We start from the raw sequence: 19299 nt of genomic DNA, 5'->3' as shown, positions 1-19299 counted from the left end.
AAACCCCGCCGCAGCGGGGTTTGCCTCGGCGCGGGGCGCGATCAGACGACGGTCTGCGCGAGCTCGCCGCGCGTGTAGCGCTGCGCCACCTGCACCAGCGTCTGCGCCTTGATCTTGCCGGCCTGGCCCTCGCAGCCGAACTCGACATAGCGTTGGCGGCAGATCTTCTTCGCCGCTTCGCGCGCCGGCTTCAGGTAGTCGCGCGGGTCGAACTTGTCGGGGTTCTCGGCAAGGTACTTGCGGATCGCCGCGGTCATCGCGAGGCGCACGTCGGTGTCGATGTTGATCTTGCGCACGCCGTGCTTGATCGCCTCTTGAATCTCCTCGACCGGCACGCCGTAGGTCTCTTTCATGTTGCCGCCGTACTCGCGGATCACCGCCAGCAGGTCCTGCGGCACGCTGCTCGAGCCGTGCATCACCAGGTGCGTGTTCGGGATGCGCTGGTGGATCTGCTTGATGCGGCCGATCGCGAGGATGTCGCCGGTCGGCTTGCGCGTGAACTTGTAGGCGCCGTGGCTGGTGCCGATCGCGATCGCGAGCGCGTCGAGCTGGGTGCGCTTGACGAACTCGGCGGCCTCTTCGGGGTCGGTCAGCAGCTGCTCCATCGTCATGGTCGACTCGGTGCCGTGGCCGTCTTCCTTGTCGCCCTTCATCGTCTCGAGCGAACCGAGGCAGCCGAGCTCGCCCTCGACCGTGACGCCGAGCTTGTGCGCCATGTCGACGACCTTGCGCGTCACGTCGACGTTGTAGTCGAAGCTCGCGATCGTCTTGCCATCGGCCTGCAGCGAGCCATCCATCATCACCGAGCTGAAGCCCAGCTCGATCGCGCCCTTGCAGACGTCCGGGCTCTGGCCATGATCCTGGTGCATCACCAGCGGGATGTGCGGCCAGCTCTCGACCGCGGCCTGGATCAGGTGCTTGATGAACGGCTCGCCAGCGTACTTGCGCGCACCGGCGCTGGCCTGCAGGATCACCGGCGCACCGACCTCGTCGGCGGCACTCATCACCGCTTGCACCTGCTCGAGGTTGTTGACGTTGAACGCCGGGATGCCATAGCCGTTTTCGGCGGCATGGTCGAGCAGTTGGCGCATCGAAACGAGCGGCATGGAAAGTCCCCCGAGAAGTGTGTTGAAACCGTGCTGTAACTCGCGCCGATTGTAGCGATCGGGTTCAGCCGACGCGCTCGGCGTGATAGCCCTCGGCGCGCATGGCGGTCAGGATTTCGTCGATGTGCGCGACGCCGCGGGTCTGCACGACGACCTCGATCTGCGCCCGCTCGACCGACAACGACGTGAACGCCCGCTGGTGCTGCACCTCGTCGATGTTGGCGCCGAGCTTGCCGAGCAGGGTCGCGACGTTCGCGAGCGCGCCGGGTACGTCGCGCACATCGAAGCGCAGCCGCGCGAGGCGCCCCGACTTGACCATGCCGCGTTCGATGATCTCGGCCAGCACGAGCGGCTCGATGTTGCCGCCGGACAGGATCAGCCCGACCTTGCGGCCCTTGAAGCGCGCGCCGTGGTGCATCAGCGCCGCCAGCCCGACGGCGCCGGCGCCTTCGACGACCGTCTTCTCGATCTCGAGCAGCATCAGGATCGCCTGCTCGATGTCGTCTTCGCTGACGAGCAGCACCTCGTCGACCAGGCGGTGGATCAACGGCAAGGTCAGTGCGCCCGGCGACTTGACCGCGATGCCGTCGGCGATCGTCGCCTGCGCGCTCTCGCGCTGCAGCTTCTGCTTCGCGCTCCAGGCGGCCGGGAAGCGCTCGGTCTGCACGCCGACCACTTCGATGTCGGGGCGGATCGCGCGCGCCGCGGTCGCGACGCCCGAGATCAGGCCGCCGCCACCGATCGGCACGAGCAGCGTGTCGAGTCCCGGCATTGCGGCAAGCATCTCGAGCCCGATCGTGCCCTGCCCGGCCATCACCGCGAGGTCGTCATACGGGTGCACGAGCGTCAGCCCGCGCTGCTCGGCGAGCGCCAGGCCGATCGCGCGCGCATCGTCGAAGGTGTCGCCTTCGAGCACGACGCTCGCGCCGAAGCTGCGCGTGCGTTCGACCTTCACCGCCGGCGCGAAGCGCGGCATCACGATCGTCGCCGGGATGCCCATGCGTTGCGCGTGGTACGCGACACCTTGTGCGTGGTTGCCGGCCGAGACCGCGAGCACGCCGCTCGCGCGCTCGGCCGCCGTCAACTGCGCCATCTTGTTCAGCGCACCGCGCTCCTTGAACGACGCGGTGAACTGCAGGTTTTCGAACTTCAGGAAGACCTCGCAGCCGGTCAGCGCCGACAAGGTGCGCGACGGCATGCACGGCGTGTCGATGATCTCGCCGCGCAGCCGGTCGGCCGCGGCGCGGATGTCTGCAAGGGTCAGCGAATCGTCGGTCACGTCCATGCCGCATTGTGGCGTGCCAATCCGCACCCGCGCGAAGGGTCGGCGCGGCGCCGGGGCACGCGGGGATTGCGCTTCTGTAGCCTGCGCACTTTTTGCCGCTCGAACCGCAAGGAGCCCCCGATGGACTTCCGATCTCGATCCCTCGCTCTCGCGCTGTTTGCGACGCTCTTCGCCGCACCCGGCCTCGCGCTCGCGCAGGCCCAGGCCACCGTCAAGCCCGATGGCCAGTTCCGCTACGCGTTCGGCGCCGGCGCGAGCTACGCGTCGGGCAACACCGATGCGGCCAGCATCAACCTGAGCGGCGATGGCGTACGCGCCACGGGCGACAGCAAATGGCAATTCGGCGGTAAGGCGTTGTGGAGTCGCGTCGACGGCGCGACGACCGCGGAAAACCTCGCGCTCGGAACGCAGTACGACCGCGACTTCACGCCGCAGTGGTTCAGCCTCGGCAAGGCCGACTATCTGCGCGACAAGCTCGCGAACGTTTCGTCACGCGTGTCACTCTTCGGCGGCGTCGGCCGGCACGTGATCAAGACCGACACGCTGACCTGGGACCTCTCCACCGGCCTCGGCTACACCCACGATCGCTATGTCGAAGCCGCCGATGTGGCCGGCGGTCTGCGCACGAGCTACGGACGCGCCGAAGCGCTGCTGGCCGAGGAGTCGACACACAAGTGGACACCGACAACGTCGTTCCATCAGAAGCTGTCGCTGTACCCGGCGCTGCGCCGCGGCGGCGGCTACCGCGGCGTGTTCGACTCGGGGCTGTCGGTCGCGATGACGAACTGGCTGAGCCTGACCGCCGGGCTGAACTACCGCTACAACAGCGAGCCGGGCGCGGGGCTGAAGAAAGGCGACACGCTCTTCGTCACCGGCATCGCCGTGAAGCTCGACTGACGCTCAAGCGACCCGGCAGACCTTCAGCATGTTCGTGCCGCCCGGGTGGCCCATCGGCTCGCCGCAGGTGATCGCATAGGTGTCGCCCGGGTTCAGCACGCCGTTCTCGACGAGCAGCGCCTCGGCGCGGTCGAGCGCCTCGTCGCGATCGGCGAAATTCGGCATCAGCATCGGCGTCACGTTGCGGTACAGCGCCATGCGGCGCTGGCTGCCGACCTGCGAGGTCAGCCCGTAGATCGGCACGTGGATGCGATGCCGGCTCATCCACAGCGCCGTCGAGCCCGACTCGGTCAGCGCGAGGATCGCCTTGCAGCCCAGGTGGTACGCGGTGAACAGCGCGCCCATCGCGATCGACTGGTCGATGCGCCCGAACTGCTTGTTGACGAAGCCCGCGTCGAGCGCGATCTCTTCGGCGTTCTCGGCCTCGACGCAGATGCTGGCCATCATCTCGATCGTCTCGACCGGGTACTTGCCGGCCGCGGTCTCGGCGCTGAGCATCACCGCGTCGGTGCCGTCGAGCACCGCGTTCGCGACATCGCTGACCTCGGCGCGCGTCGGCACCGGGTTCACGATCATCGACTCCATCATCTGCGTCGCGGTGATGACGACGCGGTCCATCTCGCGCGCCATCTTGATCATGCGTTTCTGCAGCGCCGGCACCGCCGCGTTGCCGACCTCGATCGCGAGATCGCCGCGCGCGACCATGATGCCGTCGCTGGCCTTCAGGATCTGGTCGAGCACCGGGATCGCCTCGCTGCGCTCGATCTTCGCGATCAGCTGCGGCCGGTGGCGCCACGGTTCGCCGGCGACATTCGCGAGCTGGCGCGCCATCTCCATGTCGGTCGCGGTCTTCGGGAAGCTGACCGCCAGGTACTCGCACTGGAAGCTCATCGCGGTCTTGATGTCTTCCATGTCCTTCGCGGTCAACGCCGGCGCGGTCAGGCCGCCGCCGGCCTTGTTGATGCCCTTGTTGTTCGACAGCACGCCGCCGACGACGACCGTCGTGTGGACCTCCTCGCCGCGCACCGCGTCGACGACGAGCTTGAGCAGGCCGTCGTTCAGCAGCAGGATGTCGCCGGCGCGCACGTCGCGCGGCAGCTCCTTGTAGTCGAGCCCGACGCGCTCGCTGTTGCCCAGGCCGGTCATCGCGCCGTCGAGAACGAAGCTTTGCCCGACCTCGAGCATCGTCTTGTCGCCGTCGAACTTGCCGACGCGGATCTTCGGCCCCTGCAGGTCGGCCATGATCGCGACCTCGCGGCCGCAGCGCTTCGCGATCTCGCGCACCATCGTCGCGCGATCGATGTGGTCCTGGGACTTGCCGTGCGAGAAGTTCATGCGCACCACATCGACGCCGGCGCGCACCATGCGCTCGAGGATTTCAGGCGAACTCGAGGCGGGGCCGAGCGTGGCGACGATCTTGGTGGCGCGGGGCATGGGGGCTGTCTCCGATGTTTGTTGTGGTCGCGATTATCGGAGCGCTGCACGCGTTACGGTTCGATTACACGGCGACAAACATCATCCGGCGGCGCGCTTCTGCAGAATCTCGAATGCCGGCAGGGTCTTGCCCTCCAGCACCTCGAGGAACGCGCCGCCGCCGGTCGAGATGTAGCCCACGTCCTTCTCGATCCCGTACTTCGCGATCGCCGCAAGCGTGTCGCCGCCGCCGGCGATGCTGAACGCGCTCGAGGCCGCGATCGCGCGCGCGATCGCCTCGGTCCCGCCGGCGAACGCATCGAACTCGAACACGCCGACCGGCCCGTTCCAGACGATCGTGCCGGCCGCCATCAGCTGGTCGGCGAGCCGCTTCGCGGTCTGCGGGCCGATGTCGAGGATCAGGTCGTCGTCGGCCACGTCGGTCGCGGCCTTGACAGTCGCGACGGCGTCGGCCTTGAACGCCTTCGCGGTCACGACGTCGGTCGGGATCGGCACCGCCGCGCCGCGCGCGCGCATCGCCGCGATCACCGCCTTCGCGTCGTCGACCAGGCCCGCCTCGGCCAGGCTCTTGCCGATCGGCAGACCGGCCGCGAGCATGAAGGTGTTCGCGATGCCGCCGCCGACGATCAGCTGATCGACCTTGGCCGCGAGCGCCTGCAGGATGCTCAGCTTGGTCGAGACCTTGCTGCCCGCGACGATCGCGACCAGTGGCCGCTTCGGGTTCGCGAGCGCCTTCGTGACCGCATCGATCTCGGCCGCGAGCAGCGGGCCGGCGCAGGCGATCTTGGCGTACTGCGCGATGCCGTAGGTCGAGGCTTCCGCGCGGTGCGCGGTGCCGAACGCGTCATGCACGAAGATGTCGCACAGCTGCGCGAGCTTGCGCGCGAGGGTTTCGTCGTTCTTCTTCTCGCCCTTGTTGACGCGACAGTTCTCGAGCAGCACGACCTTGCCGGGAGCCACGTCGACGCCGTCGACCCAGTTCGCGGCCAGCGGCACCTCGATGCCCATCAGTTCGCCGAGGCGCGCGGCGACCGGCGCAAGCGAATCCTCGGGCTTGAACTCGCCCTCGGTCGGCCGGCCGAGGTGCGAGGTCACCATCACCGCAGCGCCGGCCTTCAGCGCCATCTCGATGCACGGGATCGATGCGCGCACGCGCGTGTCCTCGGTGATCTGCCCGGCGGGCGACAGCGGCACGTTCAGGTCGGCGCGGATGAACACGCGCTTGCCGCTGACTTGGCCTTGGGCGACGAGGTCTTCGAATCGGAGGACGTTCATGGTGGTGAGTGCAGGTGCTTGAGAAACGGAACAGAGATCTGCACTACCAGCCCAGGCCGGCGCGCAGTGCGACCATCACCAGCGTCCCGGTGACGATGGTGCCAAGGATGCCACGGCGCCAGAAGAAGTAGCCGGTCGCGGCGAGCGTCGCGTAGATCCGGGCGTCCTTCAGCGTCGTGATCAGGTGGCCTTGCGACATCACGAGCTCCGGCGCGACGACCGCCGCGAGCGCGGCCAGCGGCGCGTAGCGCAGACCTTGCCTGAGCCAGGCCGGCATCGGCAGCTCACGCTCGGGGTACAAGAAGAAGCCGCGCGTCGCGACCGTGATGACCGCCAGCCCGAGGATCGCCAGCACCGTCTCCCACGAGCTCATGTGTTGTCCTCGATCGGCTTCGCCGCACTCGGCGTCACGTGATCCATCAGCAGGCCGACGGCGATCGCCGCGGCGATCGCGACGACAACGTTCAGCTTCAGCGGCAGGGCCGCGGTGGCCACCGCGGCGGCCCCGGCGACGCCGGCGGCGACCCAGCTGGCGCGGTCGCTCAGCAGCGAATACATCAGCCCGAGCAGCGCCAGGATGCCGGCGAAGCCGAAGCCCCACTCGGTCGGGATCGCGTCGGCCAGCAGCAGGCCGGCCAGCGTCGGGAACTGCCACGACGGCCAGTTGGTCGCAACACCGCCCCAGAAATACGGCTCCTGCTCGGGCGCCGGTCGCGGCTCGGGGAAGCGCGCCATGAACACGACATAGTTCAGGTCGGCGGTGAAGTAGCCGCGCAGCATGCGCTGCCAACGCGGCAGGTGCGCGAAGTACGGCCGCCACTGCGCGCTGAAGATCACGAAGCGCAGGTTCACGCACAGCGCGATCGCCCAGACCATCCAGATCGGCGCGCCCGAGACGACCAGCGGCAGCGCCGCGAGCTGCGCGCTGCCGGCGAACACCAGCAGCGACATCAGGATGCTCATCGGCAGTGGCAGCCCGCTCTTGGCCATCGCGACGCCGGTGACCAGCCCCCAGGCCGCGATGCCGAGCGAAACGCCGACCATGTCGCGCGACCCGCGCGCGAATTCGGGATGACGCCAGATCGGGCGCGCGATGACTGCTTCACTCATTCGGACGATTGTCCTATGAGCTCCGCCCGGCCGCCCGTAGGGGCTCATTCCCGCTCGGCGGGACCGGCCGAAGGCCGTAGGGTGCACCTATGAGTGCGAAATCAACTCATTGCTTGCGGACGCTCCCATGGCCGGCGATCGAGCTCTTGACGGTCGCGTCGCCCGCATAGACGACGCTGCCGCTGCCGGCGATCGAGACATTGAGCGTCTTGCGCGCAGTGACGTTCGCGTCGCCGCTGCCGGCGACGCTGATCTGCACGTCGTCGGCGTCGAGCCCGCGCGTGTTGACATCGCCGCTGCCCGAGATCGAGACGCCGAGCTTCGTGGCGCGGCCGCTGAACTCGACATCGCCCGAGCCCGAGATCTGCGTCGTCAGCTCGTCGACCGCGAGCTGCTGCAGCCTGACCTTCGCCGAACCGGCGATCGACAGCTTCAGCACCGGTGTCTTCAGCGCGTCGCCGGTGACGGTACCGCCGCCGGCGACCGCGATCGCCTTCAGCGTGATCAGTTCGACGCTCGCGACCAGCGGCAGGCGCGTCGACATGCTGGTGCCGCGCTTCGTGCCGATCTCGAGCGTCGGCACGCCGTCGTGGTCGACGACCCGGGTTTCGATCAGCGGCAGAAGGTTGTCGTCGCCGCTGAGCGTCACGCCCTCGCGCGTGCCCTGGCGCAGCACGAGCTTGATCGACCCGCGCGTCTCGATCGCCTGGAAGCCGCTGACCGCGCGCGCCTCGGTCTGCGCCTTGCCCGAGCCGCCGACGAAGCCAAAGCCGCCGATCTGCACGTGGATCGGCTTGTCGTCGGCGCGCGCGGCTGGCGCGCTCAGGGACAAGGCGGCGGCGCTCAGCAGCGCGAAGGCAACAGCGAGGGCTTTCATGGCAGGTCTTCCGTGGAGTCCGAAAGGCGCCACTGTGCGCGCGAGACGCGCGCTCGTCACGGTGCACGCGACGAACTGCGTCGCCGTGCGACGAAGCGCATGCTGCGGCGGAAGCGTGGTTCCGACGCGGCCTCAGGAATCGTGCGCCTTGCGCGCCTTGGCCGGCGGCGCCGGTCGGGCGGCCGGCTTGTCGCCTTCCGCCGGTCGGGCATCCTCGGCCGCGGCGGCGGCTTTCGCGACCTGCGTCGCGGGCGGCACCACGAGGGTCGGCGTGACCGCCTCGATCTTGTTCTCGCGCATGTAGTCGTTCATGTCGCGCCAGCCGGTGAACACCGAGGCCTTGTCGGCCTTCTTGTTCAGCGCGTAGCAATCCTCGATCGCGCGGCCGGCGTGGCGGCAAGCGCCGCCGATCGCCTTGCCGTCGGCCTCGCGCGCCGCGGCCACCTTCTCCGGCGACTCGATGCCGAGCGCGCCGCCGAGCATGTCGCAGCCCGCCAGCAGGCTGCTGGCGAAGACGAGGGCAAGGAGGGCGCGGCGCATGGCGGTGGTCGGTTCGGATGGGGTTCTGCCCGGTTATCGGCTGGCCGGGCGCCGACTTGAGTGCCCGCGACGGCGAGCGGTTCACTCGGCCCGCAGCTCGATCCGCACCCGCACCGGCGTGCGCGGCAGCCGGATCGCGTCGGCCGGGCCGTCCACCGCGCGGCCGTCGATCCAGACCCGCGAGGCCTTCGGCCACGGCCCGCGCAGCACGACCCCACCCGGCGGCGCCGCGCGCAGCGCCTGCAGCTCGAACTCGATCGTCTTGCGGCCCGGCTCAGCGCGCGACCGCGCCCGCCAGCTCAGGCGCCCGTACGGCGTGCGCAGATCGCGGATCGCCAGCCCGGGACCGTCGAACCACGCCAGCGGCACGCCGGCCGCGAGCACCAGCGCGCGCTCGCCCTCGTGCTCGTACGCGAACAGGTCGAGCACCGAGCGGATCTGGTCGGACGCGACCCAGCCGTGCGGCATGTCGCCGAGAAAGCGCGGCTCGCGCGCGTCGCGCAGCACGACCTCGGCCCACTGGTTCCAGCCGGCCGGCCGGCGGTCGCGGTAGAAGTACGCCATGGCCTGCAACGCGCGCTCGCGCTGCCCGAGCCGCACCAGCGCGCCGACATTGCGCCACTCGTACGGCGTGTAGCCGCCGTCGCCGTGGCGCACGCCCGCGGCCTCGTCGCGCCGGCGCTGCTCGAAGCCGCGCCAGTAGTGCTCGAAGGTGTTGCGCACGAGCGCGTCGGGCAACACGCCGAGCAGCCCGCCGGGGCTCAGCGCGACGGTGCTCGAGGTCGGGTCGACATCGCCGCGGTCGGCGGCGCCGGGCAGCACCTCGAGCCGGTGCAGCCGCGTGCTGGCGTCGAGCGACGCGAGCAGCTCGGCGCGGAACTCGTCGCGCTGCGCGGCGATGCGCGCCGCGTCCTGCGGCAAGTTGAGCGCCTGCGCCAGCTCGACCGCGCTGCGGTAGCCGATCGCGGCCCAGAAGTCGTCCCAGTACGCATACGCGGCCTTGTCCGAGTAGCCCTCGTGGCTGATCGACGGCGGCATCAGCCCGAAATAGGCGGCGCGCGCGGGTGGGCGGTTCTTGTCGATGCGCTCGCTCTGGCGCAGCAGCTCCATGTGCTCGACCGCGGCGCGCACGTTCGGCCACAGCGCGCGGGCGGTCGTGGCGTCGTGCGTGTAGTGCCAGAGGTCGGCGGCGGCGAACACGAACTCGCCGTCGCTGTCGTTCTCGGGCACCGGGTCGGCGCCACGCGCGGTCGCGCAGCACGGCACCTTGCCGTTCCTGAACTGGAACGGCGCGAACCACTGCAGGAAATCGCGCGCCTCGGTTTCGTGGCCGAGCCGCAGCAGCGCCGACGAGGTCAGCGCGCCGTCGCGGATCCACGAGCGTGCGTAGGCGCGCGCACCGGGCTGCAGCGCCGGGCCGCTGCGATTCACGAGGATGTGGCCGAGCGCGGTGCGCAAGGTGCGCGCGACATCCGCGACCTCGCCGGGGCCGGTGATCTGCACGCGATCGAGGCGCTCGCGCCACTGCGCCGCGACGCGCTGCCGTGCGCGCTCGAACCCGGCCATCGTCGGCACGGGCGCCGCGCCGCTGACCGGCAGCGCGACCGCGATCGTGCGCGCCTCGCCGGGCCGCAGGCGCAGTTCGTAGCGCAGCACGCCGCTCGCGAAGCCGGCGGTGTCGAGCACGCGGCGCGGCGCGTCGGCCGGATCGGCATCGCGGAGCCAGTCGCCGACCGGCCCGGCGGCGAGCGGTTCGAGCCGCACGCTGTTCGGCGCGGCCAGCGGCTGCACGCGGGTCGCGCCGTCGACCGTCAGCGCCTGGCCGTTCCAGCCGATCTCGTTGACCTCGCTCGCGCCGCCCGCGTGCGCGAGGAACTGCGTCGGCGGATTCGCCTGGAATGGCCGCCACGCCAGCGCGAGCGTCACGGCGCGCGGCCGCGCGCCGAGGTTGCGCACCGTGTAGCGCGCGAGCGCCTGCGCAGCCTCGGGCCTGCCGTGGCCGAAGGCCTCGATGTCGAGCGCGAGCGCGCCGCGCTCGTTGCCGATTCTCCAGTGCACCGCCGGCATCGGCAGGTCGCCATCGCGCAGCGTGTGCGTGATCTTCGCGTCGGCCCAGCTCAGCACCTGCCTGTCGGCGACGAGGAACGGCTCGAGCGCGCCGACGCCGGGCACCGGCTCGAGCACGCCGTCTTCGTTCAGCAGCGACGCGACGCGCGCGCCGTCGACGCCGAGCACGGTCCAGTAAGACTGCTCGCCGACGTATGCGCGCGGGTACCGGCCGCGCGGGGCCTCGCTCGCGAGCCGCGTGAAGAACGCGTTCGCGGTCGGCGCATCGCGCGGCTCGATCGCGTCGAGCGCGGCGGGCCGGCCTGCGGCATCGGGCACGACGCGCACGAAGCGCGCTTCGGACTCCGGCAGCCAGTGCGTCTGCACCGCGCCGCGCGCGCGCTCGACCTGCCGCGCGCGCCGCCATTGCACGCCGTCGTCCGAGAGCTCGATGGCGTAGCGCGCCGGCGCCACACCGCCGCGCCAGCGCAGCGCGAGCGCACCGAACTCGCGCGCCAGCCCGTAGTCGACACTCAGCGCGTCGGCGCGCATCGCCGGCGCCGGCAGGATCGGCGCGACGGCCGGGAGCTCGCGCAGCGTGAGCCGGTCGAAGCACGCGCTGCCCTTGCCGGCGCCGCTGCCCGAGGCGATCACGAGCTCGACCGATGTGGTGCGGCGCAGCGCCTTGTCGGCGCTCGGCCCCCAGGCGAATTCGATCTGGCGCTGGCGAAACTTCAGCGTCTGCCACTCCGCCGGAAAGCGGAACTCGGGCCGCTGGCCCCACCAGACGTTCTCGCCGCTGGCATCGACGAGCTTGAACTGGAACGCGTTGCGCGGCAGCTCGCCGGGAACGCCGCGCAGGTCGATCGCGAACTCGTAGCGGGCCGGGTAGTCGATCGCCAGATCGCGCTTCGCGCTGACATAGCCGGTGACCTGGCCGAAGTCGTAGTCGATGCACAGCACCCGGCCGTGCGGGCCGTCGACGCCGTGCAGCGCGGCCTTCACGTCGTCGGTGGCGCTGACCTTCCAGGCCGCGGGGTTCTCGAAGTCGTCGAGCACGCGATCCTGCGCCTGCGCCTGCGCCGCACCGGCCAGCAGTGCGAGCGCGGCACACCACAGCCTGCCCGTCATCCCTTCACGCTCCCGGCCATCAGCCCCGCCATGTAGTGCCGCTGCAGTGCGAGGAACACGAGCAGCACCGGCAGCACCGTGACGACCGAGCCGGCCATCATCATCTCGTTGTCCTGCACGTGCTCGCGCGACAGGCCCGCGAGGGCCACCGGCAAGGTGTGCAGCGAGGCGTCGGTCAGCACGATCAGCGGCCACATGAAGTCGTTCCAGCTGCCGAGAAAGCTGAAGATCGCGAGCGTTGCGAGCACCGGCGTCAGCACCGGCACGATGATCGTCAGGAAGATGCGGAACTCGCTCGCGCCGTCGATGCGCGCAGCCTCGAGCAGATCGTCCGGGATGCCGCGCGCGAACTGGCGCACCAGGAAGATCCCGAACACGCTCGCCATCATCGGCACGACCGCGCCAGCGTAGCTGTTGATCAGCCCGAGCGGCTTCAGCATCAGGAACAGCGGCAGCATCGCGACCTGGCCGGGGATCACGAGCGCGCCGAGCAGCGTCTTGAAGATCGCATCGCGGCCGCGGAAGCGCAGCTTCGCGAATGCGTAGCCGGCCATCACGTTGAAGCTGACCGAAATCAGCGTCGCCAGCACCGCCAGCGCCAGGCTGTTCAGGAAGTAGCGGCCCATCCCGATGCTGCCGAAGAGCAGGCGGTAGTTCTCGAGCGTGACACGCGAAGGGATCAGCGGCGTCGGCAAGGTGCTCGACGCGCCGGCCGGCATGAACGACACCGAGACCATCCACAGCAGCGGGAAGATGCTGACCGCGGCCAGCCCCGCGAGCAAGCCGTTGACAACCCAGACAGCGAGCCGCGGATTCATGCGCTGCCTCCCGGTTCCTTGTCGAAGCGCAGCAGCACCCAGCTGACCGCGAAGATCACGACGAACAGCAGGAACGCGACCGCGGAGGCATTCCCGAGGTTCCACCAGCGGAAGCCCTCCTCGTACATGAAGTACAGCACGCTGACGGTGCTGCGCAGCGGCCCGCCCTGCGTCATCACGTACGGCTCGGCGAAGAGCTGGAAGTAGCCCGAGATCGTCATGATGCCGACCATCACGAGCGTCGGCGTCAGCATCGGGAACGTGATGTCGGTGAACTGGCGCAGCCCACGCGCGCCATCGACGCGCGCCGATTCGTAGAGCTCGCGCGGCACCGCCTGCAGCGCGGCGAGCAGGATGATCATGTTGTAGCCGAAGTTCTTCCACGCCGCGAACAGGATGATCGCCGGCATCGACCAGCGCGGGTTGCCGAGCCAGTCGACCGGGGCGATGCCGAGGGCGCTGAAGCCCTGGTTGATCAGCCCGTAGCGCGTGTGCAGCAGATAGCGCCAGATCACCGCGACCGCGACGACGGTCGTCACGACCGGCGCGAACAGCGCGGTGCGAAAGAACGGCTGCCACTTCGCGACCCGCGCGTTCAGCAGCAGCGCCGCGCCGAGCGAGAGCCCGATCGACACCGGCACGCCGACCGCGACGAAGTAGAAGGTGTTGCCCAGCGCCTGCCAGAACAGCGGCGTCTGCAGCAGGTGCGCATAGTTGCTCAGACCGACGAAGCGCAAGGTCGACAGATCGGCCAGTGCGTAGAGGTCGAAGTCGGTCAGGCTCAGCGCGAGACCGGCGGCGACCGGCAGCGCGAAGAACACGAAGATCACGACCAGCGCCGGCGCCGCGAGCGCCCAGCCGACGGCACCGACCTTCCTCATCGCGCGGCTCCCGTGCGCGTGCGCAACCAGCGGCGCTTCTCGAGCACCTTGTCGACCCAGCCATCGAGCTGCGCCGTCGCCGCCTCGGCGCTTTGCGTGCGTTGCACGACGCGCTCGGCGGTCTGCTGCATCTCCTGGAAGATGCGCTCCCACTCGGGGATCTTCGGCGCGGCGCGCACGCGTTCGAGCTGCTGCGCGAACGCCCGCGACGGCGCGTCGTTCGCGAGCACCGGCGCACGCCACGCGCTGCGGCGCGACGGCAGGTTGCCGGTCAGCGCGTGGAAGCGCAGCATCGTTTCGGGCTCGCTGAGAAACTCGATCAACTTCCAGGCCGCGTCCTGGCGCGGCGATTTCCTGAACAGCACGAGGCTGGAGCCGCCGGCCGTCGACACGCCCGGCCCGTCGGGCCCCGGCAGCGGCGCGGTCGCCCAGTTGCCCTGCATGGCCTCGGGAAGGCGGCGGCGGAACTCGCCGACGTTCCACGGCCCGGTGATGTAGAAGGTGAACAGGCCGCGTGCGAACTCGTCCCACACGTTCGACACCTGCGTGTTGGTCATCGCCGGGACGAGGCCGTCGTGAAACAGGCTCGTGTAGAAATCGAGCGCGCGCCGGAACGCCGGTTGCGAGAACGCGCCGCGCGTGTCGTCGTCGGCGAGCAGCGCGCCCTGCTGCAGCGCCATCGCAAACAACGGTTCGGGTTCGTTCAGCGGCAACAGTGCGCCGTAGCCGCGGGCGCCCCCGCGTCGCTTGATGGCGCGCATCGCATCGGCCCACTCGCGCCAGTTCTGCGGCGCGCGCGCGAAGCCGGCCTCGCGCAGCAGATCGCTGCGGTAGAACAGCAGCCGCGTGTCGGCGTACCAGGGCAGACCGAACAGGCGCGGGCCCTTCGACGTGGGCATCAGGTTCGTGTCGAGAATGCCGGCGAAATAGTCTTCGCGCTGCACGACGCGCGATGCGGCCACGCGCGCATCGAGGGGCTCCAGTGCATCGAGCGCGGTGAACTCGGGCAGCCAGGTGTTGCCGAGCTGGCAGAGGTCGGGCAGCGAGTCGCCGGCATAGGCGGTCAACAGCTTTTCGTGGGCCGCCGTGACCGGCATTTGCTGCACGCGAACCTCCACCTCGGGATGTCGTGCCTTGAACGGCGGCAGCAACTCGGCGACGACCTCGGCCTCGCGGCCCATCGCCCAGAAGTGCAGCGGGCCGCGCGGATCGTCGCGCCGCCCGCAACCGGCCAACGCGCCCGCGCCGCCCAGTGCGAGCGCGCCCAGGCGCTGCAGCGTGCCGCGCCGTGCGCCGTTCATCCGGTCTTCGACAGCCAGCCGCCGCTGAAGCCGGCGCGCTCGAGGCCGCGCCGGATCGGCACGCTCCTGCGCATGTCGTCCCAGACGAGCTCGTTGCGGTAGTTGCAGATCATCGCGAGGATCGGGCCCTGGTCGATGCCGAGGTGGTCCTTCGCGATCCAGCCGAAGCCGGGGTCGACGCGGCCGTCGGAGAGCCTCACGTCCTCGGCGGTGAAGCTGCGGTTGAACGAGTCGAGGTAGCCGTACTTCCCGTAGATGTAGAAGCCGTAGCGCGCATGCATCTCCTCGACCGCGGGGATCACGATCTCGGGTGCGAACGGCAGCGACGAGAGCGCCGCGGTCGGCGCGATCGTGCCGTCGTCGACGGTGTGCGCGCGCCCGGCGCCGCGCGCCGAGTAATCGAGAAAGTAGCGCACGCGGCCGCGCCGATCGAACTGGCGCATCGTGCCCGGCCCGTCGCAGGCGGTGAAGCCCCAGACGTTCGCGCCGTACTCGAACCAGCCGTTCGGGTTCGCGATCGCGTAGGCGCGCTGCGCGTAGACGGCGCGGCGCGTGTTCTCGAAGTAGTCGATGCCGCGCTGGCGCATCGACGGATCCTGCAGGCCGCGGAAGTCGATCCACACATGCGAATACTGGTGCCCGAACAGCGGCGCGAAGCTCAGGTGCTCGTAGCCCATGAAGCGGCCCCAGGTGCCTCGGTAGCTTTCGGACCATGCGCTCCACGCAGATTCTTCGACCGAATGCGTCGGCGAGCCGAGCGCGAGCAGCACCACCAGCATCGCCTCGTTGTAGCCGTTCCAGTCGTGCGGGATGAACTGCTTCTCGGGGCTCCAGCCCATGCTGATCAGCTGGCCGCGCACCTGCGCCCACTTCCAGTCGATGCGCCAGTAGATCTGGTCGACCGATTCGCGGATCGCGACCTCGTCCGGGTGCTCGCTGTCGAAGAAGGTCTGCGCATGCAGCATGCCGCCGACCAGCAGCGCGGTATCCACCGTCGAGAGCTCGCTCTTCGGCGCGCGCAGCCCGGTCTTCATGTCGAGGAAGTGGTAGAAAAATCCCTTGTAGCCGGCCGTGCCGCGCGGCTGCGCACCTTGCGGCGCATTGCGGAAGAAGCGCACCGTCGCGAGCACGCGCTCGCGCGCCTGTTCGCGCGTGACGAAGCCCCGGTCGGCGCCGATCACGTAGGCGGTCAGCGCGAAGCCGACCGCGGCGATGCTCGCCGGCGCGGGGCTCGGGTAGCGGTCGGGCACCATGCCGTTGGCCGGGTTGGACGTCTGCCAGAAGAAGTCGAAGGTGCGCCGCTCGATGTCGTCGAACAGCGGCGGCAGCGCGGTGCGCGGGGTGATCGCCGGCGGCTCGATCGGCTGCGCGGCGTTCGATATCGCATCGACATCGACCGTGTCGTACACCGGGCTGCGCAGCTGCGCGGCCCGATAGAGCGACGTGCAGCCGGCGAGCGGACCCAACAAGGTGGCGCCACCCCAGCCCAGCACACGGCGTCGGGAGATTTGTGACATTGGCGATTCGAAGAATGAGTCGGGCGAGCGCCGCGCGGCGGCTCGCCCGAATCTACCGGGCTGCGGTGTCGGGCCGCTTGTCAGAATGCGTAACGCATCGAAAGTTTCAGTGTGCGCATCGGGCTGGCGATGTCGTTCGGCACGCCGAGGTGGGCGTTGTCGCCGCCGAGGAAGTTGGCGGTGCCGGGACCGCCGGCCCATTCGTCCCAGCCCTTGTAGTTGGTCGTGTTGAACAGGTTGATCACGTCCAGGCGCACCGTGAACTGACCGCCGCCGAGCGGCACGTCCTTCGCGATCGTCAGGTCGAACTGGCGGAAGGTCGGCGTTTCGCCCTTCTGCGAAACGCAACCGAGCTTGCCGCCGCCCGTGTCGAAGCCCTTCGTGCAATCGGTGATCCGGTACGGCAGGCCCGAACCGAGCGTCATCTTGCCCGAGATCAACAGACCCCAGGGCAGGATGCGGTCGGTCACCGCGGTCGCGACGATGCGGTGGCGCTCGACGTCCTTCGACGGGTTGAAGCCCGAGGTCGAGCGCCCGTAGGTCCAGTTGAAGATGTCGTCGGTCCACTCCTTGTTGGTGGTCTTGCCGTCGGTGTAGGTGTAGGTCGCCGCAGCGCCCCAGCCCGCCGACTTCGTGTACGGCTTGTCGAGCTTGAAGTAGAGCGACGAGGTCTTGGTCTGGGTGATGAAGTCGCCGAGGATCAAGGTGCCGTAGTTTTGCGGCCCGCCCCACAGCGGGTCGATCGGCGACTGGTTGCCCCAGCCGCCCTGCGGGTCGCGGTTGCCGCCGAACCAGTTGAACTGGTTGTAGCCGCGCGCGTAGCTGACGCCGACCTCGCCGTTCCAGCCCGCCAGCCCCTTGCGCAGGCCGAGGCTGAACTGGTCGGTGTACGGCATCTTGTGGTCGCTCTTGATCAGCCAGATCTCGCCGTTCGGCACCTGGTTCTTCTGGATCTCGTCGAGCATGTGGTTCGCGATCGTGCGATCGTAGGCGCGGCCGAAGCCGCCGAACAGCACGGCGTCCTGGTCGCCCTGGATGTCGTACGAGAAGCCGATGCGCGGCTGGAAAGCGCCCTTGAACGATTCGCGATTCGAGCCGGTGCTGATGTAGTCGCGGATGTTGATGCCGCCCTTCGCGAGCGACTGGTCGTAGGTCTGGCCCGGCGCGACCGGAATGCCGGCCGGCGACGCGCCGCGGCCGGTCGAAAAGCCACCGACCTGCGGCTCGGCCGAGAACAGCGCGGCGACGCGGTCCGCCGGCGTCACGTACTTGTTGTTCAGCATGTTGGTCTCGTAGTCCCAACGCAGGCCGAGGTTCAGCTCGAGCTTGTTCGTCACGGCCCAGTCGTCCTGGAAATACAGTCCGTACTGCTTGTTCTTGTAGGTCAGCGAGACGCCCGGCTCGGCGCGCAGGATGTGGCAAGACGCCGTGTCGGCGATGGTGCCCGCAGGCGCCCCCGAAGCGCCGCCGGCGACGGTCGTGCAGTTGCGCGTCGCGGCGTCGTAGTAGGGCAGGCCGGTCGCGTTGTCCAGGATCGCCTCGATCGTGTCGACGCTGCGCGGCGTGCCCGACAGATCGAAGGTCACGTCCTTGAACTTGAAGCCGCCCTTCATCGTGTGGCGCAACACGCCGGTGTAGGTCAGGTCTTCCTGGATGTTCCAGGCCTTCTGGCGCCGATCCTGTGCGTCGGGCGAGCCGCCGGTCCAGAGGAAGTCCGAGGAGCCGGCCAGCAGGTTGCCCTGCGAGACCTTGTACTTCAGGAACGGATCGGTCGCATTCGAGTGCGGGTTCCAGCGGTAGTCTTCGTAGCCGATGCGCGCCTCGTTGAAGAAATCGCCGTGCGACCACTCGTGCTTCAGGTCGATGCGGGTCTCGTCGTTGGTGCGGTTCTTGTCGTTGCCCGGCAGGCTGACGGTCGCGCTCTCGGGTACCTTGTCCTTCTCGCGCCGGATCTTCGTGGTCAGGATCAGCTTGTTCTCGTCGTTGATCGCGAGGTCGAGCTTGCCGAGCAGCAGGTGCTCCTTGAACTTGTCGACCGTCGAACCCTGCTGGGCGATCAGCCCCGGGAACAAGCCCGCGCTCTTGTCGACGAGGTCGGTGCGCTGCGCGATCACCGAACGCGAGTCGTTGATGTCCTTGCCTTCGTAGGCGAGGAAGAAATGCGCGACGTCCTGCTTGATCGGGCCGCCGAAACTGAAGCCGTACTGGTAGGTCGTCGTCGGCTGGCGGTCGACGCCCTGCTCCTTCGCGAGCTTCTCGAACGGCGAGTAGGCGCGCCAGCTCGAGCCGGTGCGATCGACGAAGGCGTCGCCGTGGAACTCGTTCGTGCCCGACTTGGTCACCGCGGTGATCGCGGTGCTGCTGACCTGGTCGAACTCGGCCTTGTAGTTCGACGACAGCACCTTGTACTCGCCGATCGCCGACTGCGGGAACGGGTTGCCGCGGGTCGAATCGAGGCCCGAGACGCCGCCGCGCAGGATGTAGTTCTTCTGGCCGACGCCGTCGATGAACACATTGGTGTTGTCTCGGTTCTGCGCGCCGCCGCGCAGCGTGACCTGACCGGTCTTCGGGTCGGTGTCGAGCCGCACGCCCGGCGCGAGGTCGGCGAACGCGAGGAAGTTCCGGCTGTTCTGCGGCAACGCTTCGATCTGCTTCGGCGTGACGTTGGTGCCGACCTCGGAAGTCTTGCGGTCGATCGTCTGCGAGCCGACGACCGTGACCACGTTCAGCTGCGTTGTACCGACCGCCGCCAGTGGCAGGTCGAGGTCGACGGTCTGGCCGACGAACACCGTGAGATCCAGCGTCTGCGGCGCGAAGCCGGACGCGGTGATCGAGATCTTGTAGCTGCCGGGCGCGAGGCCGACCAGTGTGTAGCTGCCGTCGGCGCGGCTCGTCGTGCGCGTCACCTGCCCGGTCGCGACGTGCGTCGCGACGACGCTGGCGCCGGGCTGCGCCTTCGCGTCGGCGGTGATCGCGCCGCGCACGGTGGCGCTGCTCAACTGCGCCACGGCGGGCAGCGCCAGCGCGAGCAGCGCGGCGGCCGCAAGGGCACGGATCTGGAATCGGGGGTGTTGTCTCATG

At 69.3% G+C, this 19299-nt stretch carries 15 protein-coding genes; 1 reads left to right on the top strand and 14 read right to left on the bottom strand.

Annotation, left to right across the window (positions count from 1 at the left end):
- Positions 1 to 41 precede the first annotated feature (41 nt).
- Together fba and AC1DTW_RS04655 are read right to left on the bottom strand one after the other, a co-directional pair.
- Positions 42 to 1106 carry a class II fructose-bisphosphate aldolase gene (gene fba / locus AC1DTW_RS04660; protein WP_477979603.1) on the bottom strand — a complete coding sequence of 355 codons (1065 nt, stop codon included), beginning with the start codon at positions 1104 to 1106 and terminating at the stop codon, positions 42 to 44.
- 64 nt (positions 1107 to 1170) lie between these two features.
- Positions 1171 to 2391, bottom strand: coding sequence for a threonine ammonia-lyase (locus tag AC1DTW_RS04655; RefSeq protein ID WP_477979601.1), 1221 nt, complete (start codon positions 2389 to 2391; stop codon positions 1171 to 1173).
- A 120-nt stretch (positions 2392 to 2511) separates the two neighbouring features.
- On the opposite strand from AC1DTW_RS04655, the gene AC1DTW_RS04650 reads away from it, so the two are divergent.
- The gene (locus AC1DTW_RS04650; RefSeq protein WP_477979599.1) at positions 2512 to 3288 is read left to right on the top strand and encodes a DUF481 domain-containing protein; all 777 of its coding nucleotides are present in this window, start codon (positions 2512 to 2514) and stop codon (positions 3286 to 3288) included.
- 3 nt (positions 3289 to 3291) lie between these two features.
- On the opposite strand, the gene pyk is transcribed toward AC1DTW_RS04650, so the two are convergent.
- The 12 genes from pyk to AC1DTW_RS04590 all read right to left on the bottom strand — a co-directional run bounded on the left by pyk (position 3292) and on the right by AC1DTW_RS04590 (position 19298).
- Positions 3292 to 4722 (bottom strand): pyruvate kinase, encoded by a 1431-nt coding sequence (gene pyk, locus AC1DTW_RS04645; RefSeq protein WP_477979597.1) that lies wholly within the window; start codon positions 4720 to 4722, stop codon positions 3292 to 3294.
- Positions 4723 to 4803: 81 nt separating this feature from the next.
- Positions 4804 to 5997: a phosphoglycerate kinase gene (locus tag AC1DTW_RS04640; RefSeq protein WP_477979595.1), complete on the bottom strand. Its 1194-nt coding sequence runs from the start codon at positions 5995 to 5997 to the stop codon at positions 4804 to 4806.
- A 43-nt stretch (positions 5998 to 6040) separates the two neighbouring features.
- On the bottom strand, positions 6041 to 6370 hold the full coding sequence (locus tag AC1DTW_RS04635; protein WP_477979593.1) for an AzlD domain-containing protein: 330 nt from the start codon (positions 6368 to 6370) through the stop codon (positions 6041 to 6043).
- Positions 6367 to 7107, bottom strand: a complete 741-nt coding sequence (locus tag AC1DTW_RS04630) for an AzlC family ABC transporter permease (RefSeq protein ID WP_477979591.1) — start codon at positions 7105 to 7107, stop codon at positions 6367 to 6369. The genes AC1DTW_RS04635 and AC1DTW_RS04630 overlap by 4 nt, the downstream gene beginning before the upstream one ends.
- Before the next feature lie 106 nt (positions 7108 to 7213).
- Positions 7214 to 7984 carry a head GIN domain-containing protein gene (locus tag AC1DTW_RS04625; RefSeq protein ID WP_477979589.1) on the bottom strand — a complete coding sequence of 257 codons (771 nt, stop codon included), beginning with the start codon at positions 7982 to 7984 and terminating at the stop codon, positions 7214 to 7216.
- A 132-nt stretch (positions 7985 to 8116) separates the two neighbouring features.
- Positions 8117 to 8524: a hypothetical protein gene (locus AC1DTW_RS04620; RefSeq protein WP_477979587.1), complete on the bottom strand. Its 408-nt coding sequence runs from the start codon at positions 8522 to 8524 to the stop codon at positions 8117 to 8119.
- 81 nt (positions 8525 to 8605) lie between these two features.
- On the bottom strand, positions 8606 to 11701 hold the full coding sequence (locus AC1DTW_RS04615) for a hypothetical protein (RefSeq protein WP_477979585.1): 3096 nt from the start codon (positions 11699 to 11701) through the stop codon (positions 8606 to 8608).
- Complete coding sequence (locus AC1DTW_RS04610) at positions 11698 to 12519, bottom strand: carbohydrate ABC transporter permease (RefSeq protein WP_477979583.1); 822 nt, start codon at positions 12517 to 12519, stop codon at positions 11698 to 11700. The genes AC1DTW_RS04615 and AC1DTW_RS04610 overlap by 4 nt, the downstream gene beginning before the upstream one ends.
- Complete coding sequence (locus tag AC1DTW_RS04605; RefSeq protein ID WP_477979581.1) at positions 12516 to 13400, bottom strand: carbohydrate ABC transporter permease; 885 nt, start codon at positions 13398 to 13400, stop codon at positions 12516 to 12518. The genes AC1DTW_RS04610 and AC1DTW_RS04605 overlap by 4 nt, the downstream gene beginning before the upstream one ends.
- Positions 13397 to 14701: a sugar ABC transporter substrate-binding protein gene (locus AC1DTW_RS04600; protein WP_477979579.1), complete on the bottom strand. Its 1305-nt coding sequence runs from the start codon at positions 14699 to 14701 to the stop codon at positions 13397 to 13399. The genes AC1DTW_RS04605 and AC1DTW_RS04600 overlap by 4 nt, the downstream gene beginning before the upstream one ends.
- Entirely contained in the window at positions 14698 to 16218 is a 1521-nt protein-coding gene (locus AC1DTW_RS04595) for a glucoamylase family protein (RefSeq protein WP_477979577.1), read from the bottom strand. Before AC1DTW_RS04595 ends, AC1DTW_RS04600 begins: the two co-directional genes overlap by 4 nt.
- An 80-nt stretch (positions 16219 to 16298) precedes the next feature.
- Positions 16299 to 19298: a TonB-dependent receptor gene (locus AC1DTW_RS04590; RefSeq protein WP_477979575.1), complete on the bottom strand. Its 3000-nt coding sequence runs from the start codon at positions 19296 to 19298 to the stop codon at positions 16299 to 16301.
- Between the last annotated feature and the right edge of the window lies 1 nt (position 19299).

It is taken from the genome of Rhizobacter sp. P5_A1, from assembly GCF_056400745.1.
The sequence above is the reverse complement of the archived record's forward strand: the minus strand, read 5'-3'. Positions and strand labels throughout refer to the sequence as shown.

Coding starts and splice junctions, on each gene's coding strand:
- fba (WP_477979603.1), bottom strand. CDS start 1,106: ATGCCGCTCGTTTCGATGCGCCAACTGCTCGACCATGCCGCCGAAAAC.
- AC1DTW_RS04655 (WP_477979601.1), bottom strand. CDS start 2,391: ATGGACGTGACCGACGATTCGCTGACCCTTGCAGACATCCGCGCCGCG.
- AC1DTW_RS04650 (WP_477979599.1), top strand. CDS start 2,512: ATGGACTTCCGATCTCGATCCCTCGCTCTCGCGCTGTTTGCGACGCTC.
- pyk (WP_477979597.1), bottom strand. CDS start 4,722: ATGCCCCGCGCCACCAAGATCGTCGCCACGCTCGGCCCCGCCTCGAGT.
- AC1DTW_RS04640 (WP_477979595.1), bottom strand. CDS start 5,997: ATGAACGTCCTCCGATTCGAAGACCTCGTCGCCCAAGGCCAAGTCAGC.
- AC1DTW_RS04635 (WP_477979593.1), bottom strand. CDS start 6,370: ATGAGCTCGTGGGAGACGGTGCTGGCGATCCTCGGGCTGGCGGTCATC.
- AC1DTW_RS04630 (WP_477979591.1), bottom strand. CDS start 7,107: ATGAGTGAAGCAGTCATCGCGCGCCCGATCTGGCGTCATCCCGAATTC.
- AC1DTW_RS04625 (WP_477979589.1), bottom strand. CDS start 7,984: ATGAAAGCCCTCGCTGTTGCCTTCGCGCTGCTGAGCGCCGCCGCCTTG.
- AC1DTW_RS04620 (WP_477979587.1), bottom strand. CDS start 8,524: ATGCGCCGCGCCCTCCTTGCCCTCGTCTTCGCCAGCAGCCTGCTGGCG.
- AC1DTW_RS04615 (WP_477979585.1), bottom strand. CDS start 11,701: ATGACGGGCAGGCTGTGGTGTGCCGCGCTCGCACTGCTGGCCGGTGCG.
- AC1DTW_RS04610 (WP_477979583.1), bottom strand. CDS start 12,519: ATGAATCCGCGGCTCGCTGTCTGGGTTGTCAACGGCTTGCTCGCGGGG.
- AC1DTW_RS04605 (WP_477979581.1), bottom strand. CDS start 13,400: ATGAGGAAGGTCGGTGCCGTCGGCTGGGCGCTCGCGGCGCCGGCGCTG.
- AC1DTW_RS04600 (WP_477979579.1), bottom strand. CDS start 14,701: ATGAACGGCGCACGGCGCGGCACGCTGCAGCGCCTGGGCGCGCTCGCA.
- AC1DTW_RS04595 (WP_477979577.1), bottom strand. CDS start 16,218: ATGTCACAAATCTCCCGACGCCGTGTGCTGGGCTGGGGTGGCGCCACC.
- AC1DTW_RS04590 (WP_477979575.1), bottom strand. CDS start 19,298: ATGAGACAACACCCCCGATTCCAGATCCGTGCCCTTGCGGCCGCCGCG.